Source organism: Bifidobacterium dentium JCM 1195 = DSM 20436 (genome assembly GCF_001042595.1).
Classification (GTDB): Bacteria; Actinomycetota; Actinomycetes; order Actinomycetales; family Bifidobacteriaceae; genus Bifidobacterium; species Bifidobacterium dentium.
On sequence record NZ_AP012326.1, the window covers coordinates 1,608,091 to 1,628,583 of the forward strand.

Below are 20,493 nucleotides of genomic sequence, written 5' to 3' on the forward strand. Positions count from 1 at the left end.
ACACGGTTCGCGCTATCATCGGGAATATGACTCCCGCAGAACGTGCGAGCGCAGTCGCATTTGCTCTGAAGAACTGCGCACTGGAAGCGATGACGCCGGGTCCTGCGACGATGCAGGCCGCAGCCGATTACGAACGCGGCTCAATCGATGTGTTGCGCCTGATTGAAATCGCCGACGATGAGTCCGATTCGCGAATCAGCCGCTATCGTCTGGCGGACGGCAGCCTGGACGATACCGCCTCCGATCATGCCTCAAGCCTGTTCGCAAGAAACGTGCTGCTGGCGGAACGCGGTTGGAAAACGACCGGAGACCTGAGTGAGCTGACCGCCATCCATAACGGACTGTTCACAGGGGTGTTCGATGATGCCGGCAAGCTACGCACTTCGAACACCACGCGCGAACGCAGTGACGACCGGGCCCGTGCCAAGGATCCGGAAGCGTTCTTCCCCGCCTCGCTCATCGAGACGGGTGCAATGAACATCTCCACCGAACTGGCGGAACAGCATAATCTGACTTGCCTGGACCGCGACGAGTTCATTCGAAAACTCGCCAAAATCTATGACGAGCTCGGCTACCTGCATCCATTCAAAGGCGGCAATGCGATGGTGCTGCGCATCTTCGCTTCGCGTCTTGCGCATGATGCCGGCTGGGACCTTGATTGGGGCCCGGTGACGCGCGAAACATATCGCAAGGCCAAGCATGACGCCTACCAAGGCAAGATCATCGCGTTCGAACGCATGTTCGAGGCGATGGTACGCCCGGCGAATCAGACACGTGTGTTCCTGATCGCCGGATGGGACCAAGGTCCCGCACACTGACAACCCCGCTCGGACCGTTCTCAGTCGATGTCACCGAGGTGATGTTGCGTGTAGGCATCGGCCTGTGCGTCAATGGCATCGTAGTCGCCGGCGTCCGCATGCCCGATGATGGCCATCGCGTTGTCAAGCAGGGCGGGATTGAGCGCCTGTAGCCAGTGGATGCGCGGATCCCGGCCGAACCAGCCCATCTGTTTGCGGGCAAGCCGTTTTGTTTTCTGCGCGATGTCCATGAACGTGTCGTTCAGATCACGCAGACCGTCCAGATAGTCGACGACCTGCTGATAGCCGAGCGCCTTGGCGGCGGTGATGCCGAGCCGAGGGCGAATCCGCTCCACCTCCTCGATGAATCCGCCTTCCAGCATCTGCTTGGTACGGATGTCGATGCGACGATCCAACTCTTCGCGTGGCAGATCAAGACCGATCTGCACGGTGGGAATCACATATCGATAGTGTGGCAGGCTTGCCGAATACGGACGACCGGTCACTTCGATCACTTCCAGCGCACGGATGGTGCGACGCGGATTATGTGGATCCATGCGCGCCGCCGCCTGCGGATCCTTGGCCTTGAGCTCGTCGAACAGCGCTCCGGCACCCTCCGTCCTCTCACGTTCCTCCAACCTGCCACGCACGTTCGGATCGGTGCCGGGGAACGAAATGTCGTCGATTGCGGCACGTGCGTACAGGCCGGAACCGCCGACCAGGATCGGACGAATGCCCTGCCCCTGCAGTTCGGCGATCTTCTCGCGTGCCAACTCCTGGAAGCGAGCCACCGACATGGCGTCATCCGGATCGATGATGTCGATGAGATGATGCCTGACCTGAGCCCGTTCCTCGGCGCTCGCCTTGGCGGTGCCGATATCCATGCCCCTATACATCTGGTAGGCATCGGCGTTGACGATTTCGGCCCTTTCGCCTTTGGACGCCAGCGCTTTGGCGATGGCGATGCCGAGTCCCGTCTTGCCGGATGCGGTGGGCCCCACGATGGAGACCACACGTCGCGACTGTTCCTCAGTGACGGACGGCATAGGTCTGGCCTGCCTTCGGATCGGGATCGGCGATGAGATTATGCCGGCCTGCATGGGTGACGGTGGCGGTGACGAAATCTCCCACCTGCGGCATCGGCTCACCTTCCGGAATGCCGACATGCACGAGCACTCCGGTCCTTTCGCGACCGGTCACGCGATGGGTGGCGGCATCCTTCCTGCCGGACGCACCGGTGACCATCACTTCGACGTCACGGCCTTCGAAGATCTTGAGATTCTCTTCGGTAATGCGCTCCTGCAGGGCGACAAGACGCTCGAAACGGTTCTGGACCACATCATGCGGCACCTGTTCCATCTCGGCGGCCGGCGTGCCGGGGCGTGGCGAGTAGATGAACGTGAATGCAGACGAGAATCTCGCCTCCTCGACCACGCGCATGGTCTCCTGGAAGTCCTCCTCCGTCTCGCCGGGGAAGCCGACGATGATGTCCGTGGAGATCTGCGCGTCCGGCATGGCCTCGCGAATCTTACGCAGAATATCCAGAAACTTCGCGGAACGGTAGGAGCGGCGCATCGCGCGCAGAATCCTGTCGGAACCGGATTGCAACGGGAAATGCAACTGATGCATGACATTCGGCGTTTCGGCCATGGCGGCGATCACATCGTCAGTGAAGGCTGCCGGATGCGGCGACGTGAAACGCACACGCTCCAGGCCCTCGATCTCGCCGCAGGCGCGCAACAGCTTGGAAAAGGCGAAACGATCGCCGATGCCGTAGCCGAAGGAGTTCACATTTTGCCCGAGCAACGTGATTTCCTTGGCACCTTCATCGACGCATTGGCGAATCTCGGCGAGGATGTCGCCCGGACGTCGATCATGTTCCTTGCCACGCGTGGTCGGCACGATGCAGAACGTGCACGTGTTATTGCACCCCACGGAGATGGCCACCCAGCTCGATACCCGAGAGTCACGATCGGTGGGCAGCTGGCTCGGGAAATAATTCAGTTCCTCCTCCACCTTGACCTGCGCATGCCCTTGGACGCGGGCCTGGTCGAGCAGCTGTGGCAGAGAGCCGATGTTCTTCGTACCGAACACGGCATCGACCCATGGGGCCTTCTCGGCGATCCGCTCACGATCGAGCTGCGCCATGCATCCACCGACGGCGATTTGCAGGTTCGGGCGTTCGCGCTTCATCTCGGCCCATAGGCCGATGGTGCCGTACATGCGTTCGGCGGCATTCTCGCGCACCGCACACGTATTCATGACGATCAGGTCCACATCATGATCCATATACTGTTCCTCGGTGGCCGGAACATAGCCGGCATTCTCAAGTACGCCCGCGATGCGTTCGGAATCATGCACGTTCATCTGGCAGCCGAGTGTATGCACGTAGAACACGCCCCTACCCCGCACGGGGGCCGTGTCGACGGTCGGTTCGGCCAGTTTCGAGGCACGCTCCGCCTCGGTCATCATGTCTTCATTCATAACGCACCATGCTATCGGCAGGGCCGCCCAGAGATTGATGAACGAGGCGACAATCATGGCGATTGCGTGAATACGAAGCGCTTCCTCGGTCTTTTCACAGTGTCGTTAGGGGCATCATGGGTACACTGTTGCCCGTGATACTTGACAGACAAAGCCGCATCAACACTGCCGATCTCAAAGCCAGATTGAAGAATGTGGACTTCGGCAAGGGGGCATTCCCTGCCGATCAGATCACCGAATTCATCGATCAGATGCAGGTGTATGAGGGTGCCATGTACGAGATCAGCACCAAGCTGGAAATCCTCGATTCGGAGTTCCAGGTACGCTTCTCGCATGATCCGATCCATCATATGGAACGTCGTCTGAAGTCCGTCAATTCCATTCTGGGCAAGCTGAAAAGGCGTGACCTGCCGCTTACCGTCAATGCCATCAAGGACAACCTGTTCGATGTGGCCGGCATCCGCGTGATCTGCAACTATCGGGACGACGTGTATTCCGTATCCAACTATCTGTCGGCTCAGAACGACATTCAGGTACTGCGGGTCAAGGACTACATCAGGAATCCCAAGCAGAACGGCTACCGTTCGCTGCATGTGATCTATGCAGTGCCGGTGTTCCTATCTTCAGGCCCGCACTACACACCGGTCGAAGTACAGTTCCGCACCATCGCCATGGACTATTGGGCGAGTCTGGAACATGCGCTGCGCTACAAGACGGATCTTCCGGATGCCAAGCTGTCCGAGTATTCGCAGACGTTGCTCGATTGTGCGCGCAGCCTGCAGAACATCGAAACGCAGATGCAGAACATCCATCGCGACATCAACGGCGCACCGCAGGTCGGCGAAGCCCCGAAGACCAGCTGATCATCATCTGCGCCGTTCCGCACCGAGCACCGCATCATCCGACTGCTCGCACCGCCGCAACCGTGGCACCCTGACCGGTATCTGCGCAAGCACGGTTCCCGCGAAAATCAGCGCACAGCCGACATAGGCACGCATCGTCATGACCTCACCAAGCAGCAGTGCACCGCCGATTACGGAAAAGAACGATTCGAGGGACATGATCACGGATGCTCGCGTGGGTGGCACCAATTGCTGTCCGACCACCTGCAGGGTGTAGGCTATGCCGGCGGATCCGACGCCCGCATAGACTATGGCGAACCACGCATGGCCCGCTCCCGCCCAGTCGACGGAGCCTTCGACGAACGAACCTACCCAGCTCAACACGGCGGTTGTGGCGATTTGACCGAACGAGAGCGCGATCACATCCATTTTCCGGCCGAACGTATCGATTACCAGGATGTGCGTGGCGAACAACACGGCGGTAAATAGGAGCACCACGTCGGCGATGGTGATGGAGCCAAAGCCATCGGTGACGCACAGCAGATAGAAACCGACCACGGCTATGGCCACACTGATCACGACGCTCAGATGGATGCGACGACGTAGCACCACGAAGGCAAGCAGCGGCGTCATAACGATATACAGTGCGGTGATGAAGCCGGAACGCCCCGCCGAACCACTGTAGAGCACGCCATACTGCTGCACCGTGCTGGCAGAAAAGAGCACCACGCCGCAGATGACGCTGACCGCCACGGGGCTGGCGGTCCATTTCGGCAGATCCATGACCTTGCCGTCCCCGAGCTCAAGAACCGGCCGTTCGCCTGCATCATATGCCGTTCGAGATCCGGCCGTGGCCTTGCCGCGCCGTCTGAACCATAACAACGGCAGCAACGAAAGGGCCCCCAGCGTGAATCGCGTGGCGTTGAAGAACAGGGGCGTCATGGAAGCCATGCCCTGCACCTGCGACACGAACGCGAATCCCCAAATCATGGCCGTCAATATCAGGCAGGCCATGCCTCCGATCTCTTTGCTCTTCATGAGGAACAACCGTAAAGCAGGCCGTTTACCAACAAAAAGGCCTGACCATATTCTGGTCAGGCCAACAAGCGACGCGAACGTCGTTACTCGATGTGCCTCAGTTACGGCTGCCGAACAGACGCAGGATGTACAGGAACATGTTCACGAAGTCGAGATAGAGATTCAACGCGCACAGAATCGAGATCTTCTTGATCATGTCCGGGCCTTCGCCCGCGTACTGGGCGAACAGGGCGCGGGTGGCCTGGGCGTCGTAGACGGTCATACCGGCGAACAGCACCAGCCCGATGGCGGAGATGAGCATCAGGGCGGTGTCGCCCGGTGCGAAGATCGCCAGCAGCACTTCGGCGATGATGAGCACGATAAGGCCTGCAAGCAGGACCGGTCCCGCCTTGAGCATGTTGAACTTGGTGGTGCGGCCGAGCATGGTCAGCGCGAAGAAGAACCCAGCGCACAAGGCCAGTGAAATGCCGATGGTGCCGAGGTCATAGACGGCGAAGATGATGCTCAGGGTAAAGCCCATGAGCGCGGCGTACACATAGAACATGACGCGCGCCGAGGAAGGCGTCATCCTGGTGATGCAGGCACCGAGATAGACGGCCAGCACGATCTGGACGATGGCCGGTGCGAATACGCCGAAGATGCCGGTGTATTGGAGGAACGTGATGTACAGGCCGGTCATCTGCGTGACGATGGCGACCACGGCGGTGACGAGCAGACCAATGGTCATCTCGCCGTAGGCCCGGGTCACGGAAACGCGCTGTGCCTCCTCATAGGCATAGGCCGCCTGGGTGTTGATGGCCGCGGTGCCGTTCTGCGCGTAGCCGTACTGCTGGTACTGGGACTGGCCATACTGCGGCTGCTGGGCATTGTATTGGTACTGATATTGCGGCTGCTGGCCGTTGAGATTGTTGTTGGGGGTGTTGCCGCCCTGGGGCTGCTGACCGAATGTCATAATTGCTCCTTACCTCGATTACGCATAACAGTACGGGATTTTTCTGACTATTTCATGAATATCCCGTACCAATATGACGGAATCGGCACAAACCCGGACTTTATTCATCAACGCACATTGCGACGCCGGTTTTTGCGAATCCCATGCCGACACGCCACGGCTTCCCCCCTTCATCACATACGGAACAACGCCCACATCTAGACTGGTAGGAAACGGTCCCGACGGGAAGGTCAGCATGTCAATCAGCGCCACGGAAAAGCCTTTGGGCAAAGTGTTCACCTCCGACTATCAGTTCACCATCCCTTCCTTCCAACGCGCCTACACATGGCAGGCGGACAACGTCTCGCAGCTGGTGAGCGACCTGCAGGACGCGTGCGCGAATCCGGACAGCCCCTACTTTCTGGGCTCCCTGATTCTCGTCAAGGACGGTTCGGCCAGATACCAGGTCATCGACGGACAACAGCGCCTCATCTCGCTGTCCATCATCATCTCCGTACTGCGCGAGTTGGAAACCGACCCGGACCTTATCGGCAGTCTCAACGAGCTTATTCTCGAGCCAGGCGACAAACTGCGCGGCATCAAGGCGCAACCGCGTCTGAAACTGCGCGAACGCGACACCGACTTCTTCCGCATGTATGTGCAGGAAGGCGATTTGGAGGGATTGTTCGACCTGCGCGACGGCGACATCGAATCCAACGCGCAACGCAACATCGCCGTCAATACACGACAGGTCTTCGATGAGCTTGCGAAGATGGAAGACCACGACCGACGCCGTTTCGCCTCGTATCTGGTCAACGAGGTCACGCTGGTGATCGTGACCACCGACGATCTGGCCGGGGCGCATCGCATCTTCGACGTGATGAACATGCGAGGCGTTCCCCTGACCGCATCTGACGTATTCAAAGCGAAATCGGTCGCCGCCATCTCGCCGGTCGCACGTACCGTCTACGCGACCCGTTGGGATGACATCATGGATCCGCTTGGCGACGATTCGCAACTTCTGGAGGAATTCTTCTCGGACCTGCACCTGATCGTCTCGCACAAGGCCGTCTGCACGCAACTGCTCGAGGAGTTCCGCAACGACGTACTCAAACCGTATGTCAGGGATCAGAACGTCATCTCGTTCATCGACGACGTGCTGGCGCCCTATGCCAACGCATGGCTTATCATCAGCAGACCGACCGACGCGAACCTGCCGGACGACGTGGTAGGCCAGCTCGTGGCACTCAACGATTATCAGACCACCGACTGGAAACCGGTCGCCATGTGGGCGCTGGTCAATTCCATCCGCAATCTCGGCAGCGACGCCGCCCGCGTGTTCTCCAAACCCGGAGCGCATACGAGGAAAACCACCACGAACGGGAAGAACGACGAAGACCTGCAACTGCACGACATGGCACGCCTGCGCGACGTTCTGTCCGCACTGGAACGCGTCACCGGCGTGGACAGCCTGAACAGACAAAGCCCGCTGTACCGACGTACGCGTTCGGCGAGCGCCATCCGCGACCTCGAACGAGGCCACACCTTGCAGCAGATCCGCGGATTCCTCATCACCGACGATGACCGCCGGAGCGCGCTGGCCCACCTGCGTGGCGAGCTACAGACCGGTCCCGCGCTGAAGCGTCTGCTGCTCATTCGCGCGAACGAGCAGCAGGCGGGATTGCGCATCACCCGACCGCGTAGTCTCAACGCCGTTGCGATCATGCCCGAACAGGTCGTGTCGGGTTCGTCGTTCGCCGATTGGCCGGAAGCCGTACGTGACCATTGGGCCAACCGTATCGGCAATCTTGCGCTTAGCCAGGCCAATGAACGCCAGCTCGCGCCGCTCGCATCCTTTGAGGAACGCCGCGACCGCATGCTCCTGTCGGCGAGCTCCAAACGATTCCCCCTGACCGCGCAGCTTGCCGATATCGCCCAATGCACTCCTCAGACCCTGCAATTCCGACAGGATGAAACCATCCGGCTTATCGCCGATCATTGGAACATTCGCTACGATGCGGAACGTACCGACCTGTCCACGTTAAGCGAGGAATTCCTCACCAGAAAAACCGAGGCCAAGACGCCGACCTCGAAACGCGTGACCATCATGCAGATTCTGGAGGCCGGGTTGCTCATTCCGGGCGAAACGCTGGTCTGGGACCGACCGCGCAAGGGCGAACGCTGGGTGGTGACCGTCACCGCCGAAGGCAAGCTACGCATGGATGACGGGCAGGAATACGCCTCCCCCACCGCTGCCGCCCGGGCCGTCGGCGGCGGCAGTGCGGGACTGACCGTATGGAAACGCACCTCGAACGGCCAAAAGCTCAGCGACATCTGGAAAGCCTACCGACTCAAGAAACGCTGACCCCCTTCAGCCGACTCCTCCGACGGCCTCAATGGCCGGCAAGCCATTCGACGGCGAGCTTCGTACGGTTCGAAATATTGGTTTTGGCGAGAATGTCGCTGATGCGGTTACGTACCGTGCCCTCGCTTAAGAACAGTTTCGCCGCGATCTCACGGTTGTCAAGGCCCTCGGCGACCAACTCCACCACGTCACGTTCACGGTCGGTGAGATGCGCGAAACGGTCGGGAGCATCCATCCACCCTGAGTCCTGCGGCTCGTTCGGTCGCGCTGCCGTTGGCGCCGCACCATTGGCGAACCGCAACTTCGCGAGGACCTCCGCGCCCATGACGATCTGCCCCGCCATGACGGCCTGCACCGCCGGGATGACGGAAGAGACGTCCTGCTTGATGAGATAGCCTTTCGTGCCGATCTCCATGGCTTTGGCGATATACGCCTCATCCGCGAACGTGGTCAGTACAAGGATGCGGGCGTCCGGATGAGCATGAAGGATGCGCTCGGACGCGGTCAATCCGTCCATGCCGGGCATCTGTACGTCGATGAGCAGCATGTCGGGAACGTTCTCGTCATATTTGGACATGGCGGCTTCGCCGCTGTTTGCGGTCCAAGGCACCTCCGCGGCACCGGTCGCCGCAAGAATCGTCGCCAGCGACGAGCAGACGATCGGATCATCATCAGCGATGGCGACTTTCATGATGAGGCCTCCTTCGACTTGGGAATCGATACGAACACCCGCCATCCTCCATGATACGGCCCGCAGACGGCGCTACCGCCCAAGGCCCGGGCGCGCTCCTCGATATCGGCCAGGCCGATGCCCCCATCGTCACGGGGTTTCGCCGGCATGGCATGGCCGTCGTCCTGCACGACCAGCTGCCACAATGCCGGCATATCACGCAACGTGATATGCACGGTTTCGGCGTCACTGTGCCTGACGGTATTGTTCAACGCCTCACGAATCGTGGTGGCGAAGCAACGCGCGATCGGGGAGGGTGCATCATCAATGGCGTTGTCGAGCATCACCTCAAGACCCACCGCCTGCGAGGCGGCATCAATCTGCGCGGTGAAATCGGCACCTTCCTCTTTCAGGTCATGCACCGATCTGCGCACCATGGTCATCGCCTCGTTCACCGTCGCATGAATATCCTCGAACCCCCGTGCGTCGGCATCCCGACCGGAGATTTGCGCCACCACTTGAGATGCTTCGGACTGCATGATGGCACGGGTCAGCAGATGCCCGACATTGTCATGAATCTCCCGGGCGATACGGGTACGTTCCGACAGGATGGCCGAACGCACCGAGGCCGCACGGTCCTCCTCGGATTCGGAGAGCCGATTGCGCAACTGGCGAATCTGGTTTCGCCGCGTGTCCTGCAGGCGCTTGGTCTGCAAGAGCAGATCGTCAAGCCGCATAAGCTGCAGTCCGACGCCGAATCCCAGCATGGTCAACATGGACAATACCGCAATCCACGCCCAATCCCATGGAAGATTCGCAATGTTCCTACGAACCGCAAGACCTGCGAGAGGTATCGTCCAGACCCATCGCGCACACAGGGCCGCGCACTTGCCCATATCCGGCCATGCTTCGCCTTGGCGGAGCGGCCCGCATCCACGAACCGCCGCCGCATCCACCGCAATCACCGGCAACAGCCAGCACATTTCCGGGCACCATACCGCATTGAGCGAGAACGCACAGACCACGGCAGACGTGACGATGCCGAATCGTGTATATTCGCCGACGGCGGCACAGCAGATGGCGAGCACCATCGCATAGATCAGTTGCAGGGAGGCATCGCCGATCACGGCGATGCCGAGAAGCACGCCCATGATCATGAGCAGACCTTGGAATGTCAGTCGCCGCATGCCTTACCTGTTTCGCCTCGCCGTCATACCACTGCTTCAAGCGTAATGCACGTGCTTCGATGTTCGGCGACGACGGCGTCCGAACGTGACAATTGTCATGATGAACCGTCATGGGCGTCATGAACGACGTGATTTCATGCACCATGTCGGAGAATTCCCGCGAACGACAATGGAACCAACGGAGCAAGGAGCATTCCATGAACGAAGACCATTCCACCGTGAGCGCGGTACAGGTGACGCATCTCGTCAAACGTTACGGCGATATGCTGGCGCTCGACTATTTTGACCTCGACGTACGTCAGGGCGAAATCTTCGGCCTGCTCGGGCCGAACGGTTCGGGCAAGACCACGGCGATCAACTGCATACTCGCGCTGCTCACGTTCGACGCGGGTACGGTACGCGTGTTCGGGGAACCGATCGGCCCGACCAGTTACGCGCTGAAACGTCGCATCGGCATCGTTCCTCAGAACATCGCCGTGTTCAATGAGCTCACCGTCGAGGAGAACATCGATTATTTCTGCTCGCTCTATGTCGGTGACAAGGCCCGCCGACGCGAGCTGGTGAACGAAGCGCTGGATTTCGTGGGATTGCAGGACTACCGCAGATTCCGACCGGCGAAACTGTCCGGCGGACTGCTGCGCCGCCTCAACATCGCATGCGGCATCGCGCATAAGCCCGACCTGATCTTCTTCGACGAACCGACCGTGGCCGTGGACCCGCAGAGCCGCAATGCGATTCTCGAAGGCATCCAGAAGCTCAGCCGCGAGGGCGCGACCGTAATCTACACCAGCCATTACATGGAAGAGGTGGAACAGATCTGCGACCGTATCCTCATCATGGATCACGGCCGGCACCTCGCGCTCGGCACCGCCGACGAGCTCAAAGCCATGATTGACGCCGGCGAACGGATCAGTGTGGAAACCGCCGACCTAGGAGGGACCGCGGACGGCTCGAACACCGCAATCATGCTCAAACGACTGCGCGCGCTCCCCTTCGTGTTGGAGGCGGCCTATGACGGCCGCGAACTGACCGTGCGCTGCCGCCGGGGCGAACACAACCTCATCGACGTATTGAACGTACTCGAGGCGAACGGCACGAACATCGGGCATCTGACCTCGCATCAGCCGACGCTCAATGACGTGTTCCTTGAGCTGACCGGCACGGCGTTGCGCGACTGAAAGGCGTGTGATCACCATGTTGCAGACGTTACTGATCACGTTGAAACTGCATTTTCGTCAGAAAATACAGTTATTCTGGCTGTTCGCCTTCCCCATCATCCTGGCCACCATGTTCAACGGGATGTTCGGCAACATCTCCGAAAACTACGCATTGCACACCTTCGACATGGCGGTGGTCGAAGACGCGGACTGGAAGGCGAATCCGGGCCTGCAGACGCTGATTGCCGGCATCTCGACCGATGGGGGCTCTTCGGACTCCGATACGACGGGCAAGGTCGTCGACGACGACGGCGATATGCCGAAACTCATCAACGCCATCCCGACGACATCGAGAGCCTCCGCCGACAGGCTACTCGCCGACGGCAAGGCGCAAGGCTACCTGTATGCCGACTCCAGCGGCCGGTTGCATATGGCGGTCAGCGAATCCACGCAGGGCAGCGTCACGGATGTGATGGCCAACAGCAGCGGTCTGGGCATCTCGCTGACCATGCTGAACAACATCGTCAACCTGTACAACCGTACCGGCATGGTCATTACCGACATTCTCGCCACCAACCCGACGGCCATGATGGACGGACGACTGACCTCAAGCATCGGCGCGATATCCGGATACACGAAGGAAGTGAAGCTCACGAACTTCAAACCGGACGGAACCGCCCGTTACTATTACGCATTGCTGGGCATGACCGCACTGATGGCGATGACCTTCGCCGTGAGCACGGTGACGATGGCGCAGGCGAATCTGTCGACGCTGGGCGTCCGCCGTTCCGTGGCACCATTGGCCAAATGGAAACAGCTCGCAGCCGGATTCCTGGCCAGCTGGTTCTGCTCGTTCCTAAGCCTGACGGTCGCGATGCTGTACATCCGCTTCGGATGCGGCATATCGCTCGGCGGGCGCGAATGGGCCGCGATCGGCTCCTGCGCGGCGGCATCCTTCTCCGCGAGTGCATTCGGCATGTTCATCGGAGCCCTGCCGAAGATGCCGACCGGCGCCAAACATGGATTGTGCACGGCAATCTCGTGCATACTGTCGCTCTTTTCCGGACTGTACGGTTCGTTCGCCATGGGCCTGAGCGATATGATCGCCCGGCATGCGCCATTGCTCAGCCTCATAAACCCGGCCCAGCAGATCACGAACCTGTTCTATGACATTCTCTACTACGACAGCTTCACACCGCTGTTCAAAACCATAGGCATACTGCTTACCATGAGTGCGATCTGCCTGGTAGCAGCGGTCGCTTTCCTGAGGAGGCAACGCTATGAATACCTGTAAAGCCGCATTGCGGATCCTCCATGCCCGCAAACTTTACGTCATCATCTATCTTGTATGGATCGGCGCGATGATGTTGGGCATCAGTTGGCAGATCATGCATGCCTCACGAAACGCGGACAGCACCACCTATCAGCCGAGCGCCGCCCAAGTGGCCATAATCGATCGCGACGCAGACGCCGACGGCCTGGCATCCTCGCTGCGTTCCTATCTGTCGACGGACAGCGAAATCGTCGACATTGCGGACGACGACGAATCGTTACAACAGGCCGTCGCCTCGAACTACGTCGATCTGATCGCCATCATCCCGAAAGGATTCGCCGAACGGTACCAGCGGTATCTGAATGAGGCCGACGGTTCCGCCGCTCAGCCCGCCATCGAGACGGTGGTGAGCTACACCTCCGGTTCCGGTTCGCTCGCACAGTTGAAGGTCAACGAGTTTCTTTCGCTGACACGCACCTCGTATCTGGGACTTCCCTCCGGCGCACGTAACGTGTCCGATGCGGCACGGACAGTATTGGACATCGCGAAGAAAGACATCAAGGAATCATCCGTCGCCGTCATCCAGGCGCCATCCAACGATACCGATACCGTCAAGCCGGCCGCCTCGGCATTCGCAAGCACCATCAAAACCGGCCTGTATCCGCTCTTGCTGGTCATGCCGATATGCACGTTCCTGGTGATCGGCACATTCAACGAAAGCGAGATCCGCCGCCGACTCTATGCCTCGCCGAAACGTTCGGTATCGCTGGAACTGCAGCAGGTGGCCACATGCTGCATGTTCGGCCTGCTGGTATGCATCGGCTACACCGCCGCGATCTTCCTGCTGATGACGATGGCGGGAGTGCCGTTCGAAGGACTGACGATTGCCAACGTCGGACTGTCGTTCGTCTCGCTGCTGGTCTATACGTTAATGGCCATCGCCTGCGGTTTCCTGCTGGGATCGGTCGTTCTTTCCGAAATGGCCGTGAATGGGTTCGTCAACGTATTCGGCCTGCTCACCATGTTCACGTCGGGCATGTCGTTCGCAGTGGACATGATGCCAGCCCCGATGATCATGATCGGCAAGCTGCTGCCGGGATGGTGGCTGTGCGTGTCCATCGACAACGTGTTCGGACTCGGCACGGCTTCGAACACCGGCGTGGACTATGGCGCATGGGCGTCGTCGATCGGTCTGGTGGCGTTGTTCGGCGTAGCGTTCGTCTGCCTCGGTCTGGCCCTGGGCCGTATCCGTCGCACCCGTCCGACCTTGGCCTCCCCTGCGACCACGCAGCTGGCGAAGTAAGGATGCCGATCGAATTCGCGATATCGGAGTACTCGACCGCAATCGGCAGCCAGTCCCACGCCGTTGGCCTATCGCAACGTCAGGAACGGAGCATGCCGTTGCGATAGGCCAACGGCGTGATGTGCATGAGCCTACGGAACGTGCGTGTGAAAAAACTGGCCGAGGAGAATCCCGTCTGGGCGGCGATCGTGGCGATCGGCAGTTGCGTGGTCGTCAGCAGTTCCGCGGCGGCGCGGACGCGCACATCATTGACGAACTCGATCGGCGTCTGACCGAGCAACTCGCGAAAGATCGCGGTACACGTGGTGCGTCCCACCAATCCGGCCGCCGCTATCTGCGCCAACGTGATCTGATGCACGTAATGCTGCTGCACGAAATCGACCATCATGGCGAGTGTGGCGACATGCGGATGCCGTCCGGCATGGTCGTGCATGCCGTCATCGCCGCGCTCGCGTGCGATCACGGTCAGTTCACGCAGTATCGCATAGAAGCAGCTGAGTACGGTCAATGGCGCAGTGTCATCCGCCAATGTCATATCGCCTACCGCCGAAGACCTCATACCATCCGGTCGTCCGAATTTCGCATCGTGCAGTTGCACGATGCGGCCGATCAACTCGCTTCCGTGCACATCATCGGGGTTCAGGACGACGTAGGGCGTCGACTCATCCGTCACCAACGGCATCACGAATCGCTCATACACTGCGGTGGGAGCGCTCATACGTGCGGGATTGAGCAGCGTACAAGAGAATTCGCAGTCGGTGCCGTCTTCGGTGAACCCATAATGCAATTGGCGTGAGTTGACGAAAATCGCCTGTCCTTCCTCAAGACGAATGACCTCGCTATTCACGAAATACCACATGTGACCGTGGATGATATGCGTGAATTCAAGGTCGATATGCCAATGGCATTCCGCACGCATGTTCGGATATTGGTGCAATAAGGAGTGTTCGGTGAATGAAAAGAACATCGGCGCGTCGTATTGCACCATTTCCGCGCCGTTGGGCAGGCGCCCCCAGCCGGTGATCGGCATGAATTCATAAGGTAGACGCTCTGCCCGTTCAGATTGGTTCATCCAACGCTCCGCCAACTCGATTCGGTAAATAGTGCAAAATCTAGGAACGATAGTACAACGAAATGCGGTGTCGCCGAACGACAAGGGCATTGAATGGTACTCAGCATCCATCAATCGATTGACGTACGACGCAGGAGGAGCATCATCATGGCGGACACCATCAGCCAGCCGGCAAAGGACGAATGGGAACGTATGCTTTCCGGTGAACTGTATGTTGCCGACAGTCCGCAGCAGCAGGACGCGAACATGCGCAAACGCCGCCTCGTGCAGGCCATCAACACGTCGAAGTACGACGCGTTCAAGGAACGCGAGGAGTTGTTCCGCGAGCTGTTCGGCTCGCTCGGCAAAGGTGGTTTCCTGGAACCGCCGTTCAATTGCGACTACGGCTGCAACACGTACATCGGAGACAACTTCTATGCCAATATGGACTGCATCTTCCTCGACGTCGCGAAGATCACCATCGGCGACCGCGTGTTCTTCGGACCAAGAGTAGGCCTATACACGCCATATCATCCGATCGACGCCGCCGTACGTTCCTCCGGTCCGGAAGGAGCCCGACCCATCACCATCGGCAGCGACGTTTGGTTCGGCGGCAACGTAGTCGTCGGTCCCGGCGTCACCATCGGCGACGATGTGGTGATTGGTGCCGGCTCCGTGGTGGTCAAGGACATCCCCTCACATTCGGTGGCCGTAGGCAATCCATGTCATGTCATTCGCAGGATCACGGATGCCGACCGTGAATACTGGGAAGGCAAAGCCGCCGAATACCGTGCGTGGAAGGATTCGCTCAAAAGCTGATGTGAGTGGACGGCGGACAGCTGCCGCCATCCCGTGAATCACGACCGCGCATGGTACGGCGCCGGAATATGGCTGACTTGCCACGGCCTCATGTTCCGGCGCCGTTTTTCGTACCCGCCGCACCCACATTCCGACTTATGGAGGCCATCTTGAGAGCCGTTGCAACTTGGCATGATTTTTTGCGTCAGACCATGACGCTGGCCCTGCCCATTGCGTTTCAGCAGCTTATGCTGGCGCTCTCGTCCTGTGCCGACACGTTGATGCTGGCGGGGGTCGGGCAGGATGAGCTGTCCGCGGTATCACTCGCCACGCAGTTCCAGTTCATCTTCAGCCTGTGCCTTGCCGCATTGACGCTCGGCATGAGCATTCTCGTCGCACAGTATTGGGGCGCCGGCAACAAGGAGGCGGTGGAAAAGGTGCTGGCGTTCATCATGCTGTACGCCGGTGGATTGTCGTTGCTGTTCTTCGCCGCGACCTTGCTGCTACCGGATTCGCTGATGTCGATCATGACGAACGACGCCACACTGGTCGCTCTCGGTGCACAGTATCTGAGGATTTCGTCGGTCTCCTACCTGTTCATCGGCCTGTCGCAGATCTACCTGTGTCTGATGAAGAACGTCGGCGCCGCGACCATTGGCATGACGGTGAGCACGGTTGGCGTGATCGTGCATGTTGCGTTGAATGCCATGCTGATTTACGGTTGGCTGGGTCTGCCGGAACTGGGGATTTTCGGAGCCGCGATCTCCACGGTGATTTCGCGCGCGATCGAGCTGATATGGTCGGCTGCGGTGGCTTCACGAAACGACAGGCCACGATTGCGGTTGCGCATGATGTTGCATCCGGACGTAATGCTTCAGCGGGATTTCTGGCATTACAGTCTGCCGGTACTCGGCAACGAGCTGGTGTGGGGCTGCGGATTCACCATGTACACCGTGATCATGGGCCATCTTGGCGCGGATGCGGTGGCGGCCAATTCCATCGCCAATATCGTCAAGGATCTGCTGGTCTGTTTAAGTCTTGGTCTCGGCAATGCCGGTGGCATCCTGGTCGGCAATCTGCTCGGTCGCAATGCGTTCGAAGAGGCGAGGATCATGGGCGATCGACTATGCAGACTGGTGGCGCTGGTCGGCGTCGGCACGGGACTGCTGATCGTCGCCGTACGTCCTCTGGCATTGCGGTGGGCTGGATTGACGCCACAAGCCACGCACTATCTGTCGGTCATGCTGCTCATCTGCGCATACTATGCGGCCTGCGGATGCCTGACCAACCTGACCATCGCAGGTATTTTTCCAGCCGGCGGCGACGCGAAATTCGGTCTTGTCTGCGACGCGATCGTCATGTGGGCCATCGTCGTGCCGATTGGTCTGCTATCCGCCTTCGTAATCAAGTTGCCGGTGCTGGCGGTCTACGCACTGCTCAATACCGATGAATGCATCAAGATGATTCCCGCCCTGATCCACTATCGCAAATACCGCTGGATCAACAACGTGACCCGCCAATAACCCAACTTTCCGCAGCAATCATGGAGCGAACCGGCCACGATTGGGCCGAGCATACGAAAAAGGGGGATGGAATCCGATGATCTCATCCCCCTGGTAGGTTCCCACCTACTTCATCAAATTACGCAGGACGTACTGGAGAATGCCTCCATTGCGGTAATAGTCCGCTTCACCCGGAGTGTCGATGCGCACGATCGCATCGAACTCGGTCTTGGAACCATCCTCATGGGTGGCGGTAACGTGAACCGTCTTCGGGGTGAAGCCGCTGTTGAGTTCCTCGACGCCGGCAATGTCATATGTTTCCGTACCGTCGAGACCGAGGCTTTCATAGGACTCACCCGCCGGGAACTGCAACGGCAGCACACCCATACCGATTAGGTTGGAACGGTGGATGCGTTCGAAGCTTTCGGTAATGACGGCCTTGACGCCCAGCATGACGGTGCCCTTCGCGGCCCAGTCACGCGAGGAACCGGTGCCGTATTCCTTGCCGGCAAGCACAACCAGCGGCACGTCGTTGCTGATGTAGTCGCGGGATGCCTCGAAGATCGTAGTCGGCTTCTTGGCCAGGAAATCATAGGTAAAACCACCGGGGGTGACTTCTTCGCCTACGGAGGCGAGCAGCTGGTTCCTCAGGCGGATGTTGCCGAAGGTGCCGCGCACCATGACCTCATGGTTGCCTCGGCGGGAACCATAGGAGTTGAAGTTCTTCGGTTCGACACCGCGGTCGGTCAGATACTTGCCGGCCGGGCTGGTGGCCTTGAACGCACCTGCCGGAGAGATGTGGTCGGTGGTCACGGAGTCGCCGAGCAACGCGAGCACGCGGGCACCATGAATGTCACTGACCGGATCCGGGGTGGCCTTCATGCCGTCGAAGAAGGTCTGCTTACGCACGTAGGTGGAATTCTCATCCCATGCAAACAGCTCGCCTTCCGGCACATCAAGGCCCTTCCAGCGATGATCGCCATCGAATACGGAAGCGTAATCCTTGAGGAACATCTCACGGCTGACGGTACCGTCGACCACGGCTGCGACCTCTTCGTTGGTCGGCCAGATGTCCTTGAGATATACGTCGTTGCCGGCTGTATCCTCGCCGAGTGGCTGGGTCTCGAAATCGAAGTCCATGGTACCGGCGAGCGCGTAGGCAATGACCAACGGAGGAGATGCCAGATAGTTCATCTTGACATCCGGGCTGATGCGGCCTTCGAAGTTACGGTTGCCCGACAGTACGGAAGTGACGGTCAGGTCGTTGGCATTGATGGCTTCGGAGATTTCCGGCAGTAGCGGACCGGAGTTGCCGATGCAGGTGGCGCAGCCGAAACCGACCAGCTGGTAGCCAAGCGCGTCGAGATCGTCCTGCAGGCCGGCGGCCTTCAGATAGTCGGCCACCACTTGGGAGCCCGGGGCGAGCGAGGTCTTGACCCACGGCTTCGGCTTGAGTCCCTTGGCATGTGCATTGCGGGCGATCAGACCGGCGGCGATCATGACGGACGGATTGGAGGTGTTGGTGCAGGAGGTGATGGATGCAATGGCCACGTCACCGTTCTTGATGTCGAAGTCGCCACGGAAGTCGGTGGAGACGGCAACCGGCTCCTGCACGGTCTTGTCGGTCTCGTAATCCGGCAGGGTCTCGGCGAACCTGGCCTTGGACTCGGTCAGCACGATGCGGTCCTGAGGTCGCTTCGGCCCGGCGATGGACGGCACGACCGTACCGAGGTCGAGTTCGAGGTATTCGGAATATTGCGGTTCCACGTAGTTCGGATCGGTGGTGTCTCCCCACAGCTTGTTGGCCTTGGCGTACGCTTCGACAAGTGCGATCTGCTCTTCGGAACGGCCGGTCAGGCGCAAATAATCAAGTGTGACGCCGTCGATCGGGAAGATGCCGCAGGTGGAGCCGAACTCCGGACCCATGTTGCCGATGGTGGCGCGGTTGGCCAACGGCACGGAAGCGATGCCTTCGCCATAGAACTCCACGAACTTGCCGACCACGCCATGCTTGCGGAGCATGTCGGTGATGGTCAGAACCACGTCGGTGGCGGTGACGCCCTCCGGAATGGAGCCGGTGAGCTTGAATCCGACGACACGCGGCACGAGCATGGAAATCGGCTGGCCGAGCATGGCCGCTTCGGCCTCGATGCCGCCAACGCCCCAGCCGAGCACGCCCAGGCCGTTGACGGTGGTGGTGTGCGAATCCGTACCCACACAGGAATCGAGATAGGCGAGTTCACGACCGTCTGCGGCGGCCGCGGTCATGATGACCTTGGCAAGGTATTCGATGTTGACCTGATGGATGATGCCGGTTCCCGGCGGTACCACGCGGAAGTTCTTGAACGCCTGCTGCCCCCAGCGCAGGAACTGGTAGCGTTCGCCGTTGCGCTGATATTCGATGTCCATGTTCTGTTCGACCGCATCGGCCACGCCGTATTTGTCGATCTGCACGGAGTGGTCGATGACCATGTCGGACTGCACCTGCGGGTTGATGACCTCCGGATCGCCTCCCAGCTCCTTGACCGCATCGCGCATGGTGGCGAGGTCGACGATGCACGGCACGCCGGTGAAGTCCTGCATGACCACACGGGACGGGGTGAATTGGATCTCATGACTCGGCTGTGCGGCCGGATCCCAATCCAACAGGGCCTTGACATGATCATCCGTAATGTTGGCGCCGTCGATGTTGCGCACGAGGTTCTCGACGAGGACCTTCAACGAATACGGCAGATGATCGATGCCCGGCAGATCCGCAATGCGGTAATAGTCGTAATCCTTGCCGTCCACCTTCAGGGTGTCCAGCTGGTCGTCGCGCACAGACATGCTACCTCCGAGCTTTCTTGGATGTATAACAACAGCTGATTATCCGTTGTCAACGATACAGGGAGGTTAATTCAGCTCTGGCGTGTCTTCTTGAAGTATGGGATAATACGCAACTTTTTTCGCTCTCGCCGCTCTCTGGCGTCATTCCGCCGTTTTCCGCATAGGGCCTCCCCTAACCCCGCCGAAAACGGAAGCAGAAAACGCCCGTTTCCACGCGAAAACAAGCATCGCGTGGCTACCGATAGGCTACCCCGCTTTCGCACGGAAAC

At 59.5% G+C, this 20,493-nt stretch carries 16 protein-coding genes; 8 read left to right on the plus strand and 8 right to left on the minus strand.

Annotated elements, in window-relative coordinates; all coding sequences use genetic code 11:
• The first annotated feature begins 26 nt into the window (after positions 1 to 26).
• A complete protein-coding gene (locus BBDE_RS06925) occupies positions 27 to 818 on the plus strand; it encodes a Fic family protein (RefSeq protein ID WP_033488897.1) in 792 nt (263 codons plus the stop codon).
• 20 nt (positions 819 to 838) lie between these two features.
• Here BBDE_RS06925 and miaA read toward each other — a convergent pair whose 3' ends face one another.
• Together miaA and miaB are read right to left on the minus strand one after the other, a co-directional pair.
• On the minus strand, positions 839 to 1,843 hold the full coding sequence (gene miaA, locus BBDE_RS06930; protein WP_003839624.1) for a tRNA (adenosine(37)-N6)-dimethylallyltransferase MiaA: 1,005 nt from the start codon (positions 1,841 to 1,843) through the stop codon (positions 839 to 841).
• Entirely contained in the window at positions 1,827 to 3,281 is a 1,455-nt protein-coding gene (miaB, locus tag BBDE_RS06935; RefSeq protein ID WP_033488952.1) for a tRNA (N6-isopentenyl adenosine(37)-C2)-methylthiotransferase MiaB, read from the minus strand. Before miaB ends, miaA begins: the two co-directional genes overlap by 17 nt.
• 116 nt (positions 3,282 to 3,397) lie before the next feature.
• Here miaB and BBDE_RS06940 point away from each other — a divergent pair, with 116 nt between their 5' ends.
• Positions 3,398 to 4,144 (plus strand): GTP pyrophosphokinase, encoded by a 747-nt coding sequence (locus tag BBDE_RS06940; RefSeq protein ID WP_003839619.1) that lies wholly within the window; start codon positions 3,398 to 3,400, stop codon positions 4,142 to 4,144.
• 3 nt (positions 4,145 to 4,147) lie between these two features.
• Here the strand turns inward: BBDE_RS06940 and BBDE_RS06945 are convergent, their stop codons facing one another.
• On the minus strand, positions 4,148 to 5,161 hold the full coding sequence (locus tag BBDE_RS06945; protein WP_003839617.1) for a DMT family transporter: 1,014 nt from the start codon (positions 5,159 to 5,161) through the stop codon (positions 4,148 to 4,150).
• A gap of 97 nt (positions 5,162 to 5,258) precedes the next feature.
• Positions 5,259 to 6,113 carry a Bax inhibitor-1/YccA family protein gene (locus BBDE_RS06950; protein WP_003839614.1) on the minus strand — a complete coding sequence of 285 codons (855 nt, stop codon included), beginning with the start codon at positions 6,111 to 6,113 and terminating at the stop codon, positions 5,259 to 5,261.
• 235 nt (positions 6,114 to 6,348) lie between these two features.
• Here BBDE_RS06950 and BBDE_RS06955 point away from each other — a divergent pair, with 235 nt between their 5' ends.
• Positions 6,349 to 8,457 (plus strand): GmrSD restriction endonuclease domain-containing protein, encoded by a 2,109-nt coding sequence (locus BBDE_RS06955; protein ID WP_003839610.1) that lies wholly within the window; start codon positions 6,349 to 6,351, stop codon positions 8,455 to 8,457.
• Between the two features lie 28 nt (positions 8,458 to 8,485).
• Here the strand turns inward: BBDE_RS06955 and BBDE_RS06960 are convergent, their stop codons facing one another.
• Positions 8,486 to 9,148: a response regulator transcription factor gene (locus tag BBDE_RS06960; RefSeq protein WP_003839608.1), complete on the minus strand. Its 663-nt coding sequence runs from the start codon at positions 9,146 to 9,148 to the stop codon at positions 8,486 to 8,488.
• Positions 9,145 to 10,314 (minus strand): sensor histidine kinase, encoded by a 1,170-nt coding sequence (locus BBDE_RS06965; RefSeq protein WP_003839603.1) that lies wholly within the window; start codon positions 10,312 to 10,314, stop codon positions 9,145 to 9,147. The genes BBDE_RS06960 and BBDE_RS06965 overlap by 4 nt, the downstream gene beginning before the upstream one ends.
• Before the next feature lie 197 nt (positions 10,315 to 10,511).
• On the opposite strand from BBDE_RS06965, the gene BBDE_RS06970 reads away from it, so the two are divergent.
• The 3 genes from BBDE_RS06970 to BBDE_RS06980 are packed head-to-tail and all read left to right on the plus strand — an operon-like array spanning position 10,512 to position 14,047.
• Positions 10,512 to 11,492: an ABC transporter ATP-binding protein gene (locus tag BBDE_RS06970; protein WP_012902285.1), complete on the plus strand. Its 981-nt coding sequence runs from the start codon at positions 10,512 to 10,514 to the stop codon at positions 11,490 to 11,492.
• 16 nt (positions 11,493 to 11,508) lie between these two features.
• Positions 11,509 to 12,765, plus strand: coding sequence for an ABC transporter permease (locus tag BBDE_RS06975; protein ID WP_003839599.1), 1,257 nt, complete (start codon positions 11,509 to 11,511; stop codon positions 12,763 to 12,765).
• On the plus strand, positions 12,752 to 14,047 hold the full coding sequence (locus BBDE_RS06980) for an ABC transporter permease (RefSeq protein ID WP_003839597.1): 1,296 nt from the start codon (positions 12,752 to 12,754) through the stop codon (positions 14,045 to 14,047). Before BBDE_RS06975 ends, BBDE_RS06980 begins: the two co-directional genes overlap by 14 nt.
• A 79-nt stretch (positions 14,048 to 14,126) precedes the next feature.
• On the opposite strand, the gene BBDE_RS06985 is transcribed toward BBDE_RS06980, so the two are convergent.
• A complete protein-coding gene (locus BBDE_RS06985; protein WP_012902288.1) occupies positions 14,127 to 15,077 on the minus strand; it encodes an AraC family transcriptional regulator in 951 nt (316 codons plus the stop codon).
• A gap of 189 nt (positions 15,078 to 15,266) precedes the next feature.
• Between BBDE_RS06985 and BBDE_RS06990 the strand changes: the two genes are divergently transcribed.
• Entirely contained in the window at positions 15,267 to 15,917 is a 651-nt protein-coding gene (locus tag BBDE_RS06990) for a sugar O-acetyltransferase (protein ID WP_012902289.1), read from the plus strand.
• 137 nt (positions 15,918 to 16,054) lie between these two features.
• Positions 16,055 to 17,419 (plus strand): MATE family efflux transporter, encoded by a 1,365-nt coding sequence (locus BBDE_RS06995; protein ID WP_003839592.1) that lies wholly within the window; start codon positions 16,055 to 16,057, stop codon positions 17,417 to 17,419.
• 105 nt (positions 17,420 to 17,524) lie between these two features.
• Here the strand turns inward: BBDE_RS06995 and acnA are convergent, their stop codons facing one another.
• Positions 17,525 to 20,224 carry an aconitate hydratase AcnA gene (acnA, locus tag BBDE_RS07000; RefSeq protein ID WP_003839590.1) on the minus strand — a complete coding sequence of 900 codons (2,700 nt, stop codon included), beginning with the start codon at positions 20,222 to 20,224 and terminating at the stop codon, positions 17,525 to 17,527.
• Positions 20,225 to 20,493: the final 269 nt, after the last annotated feature.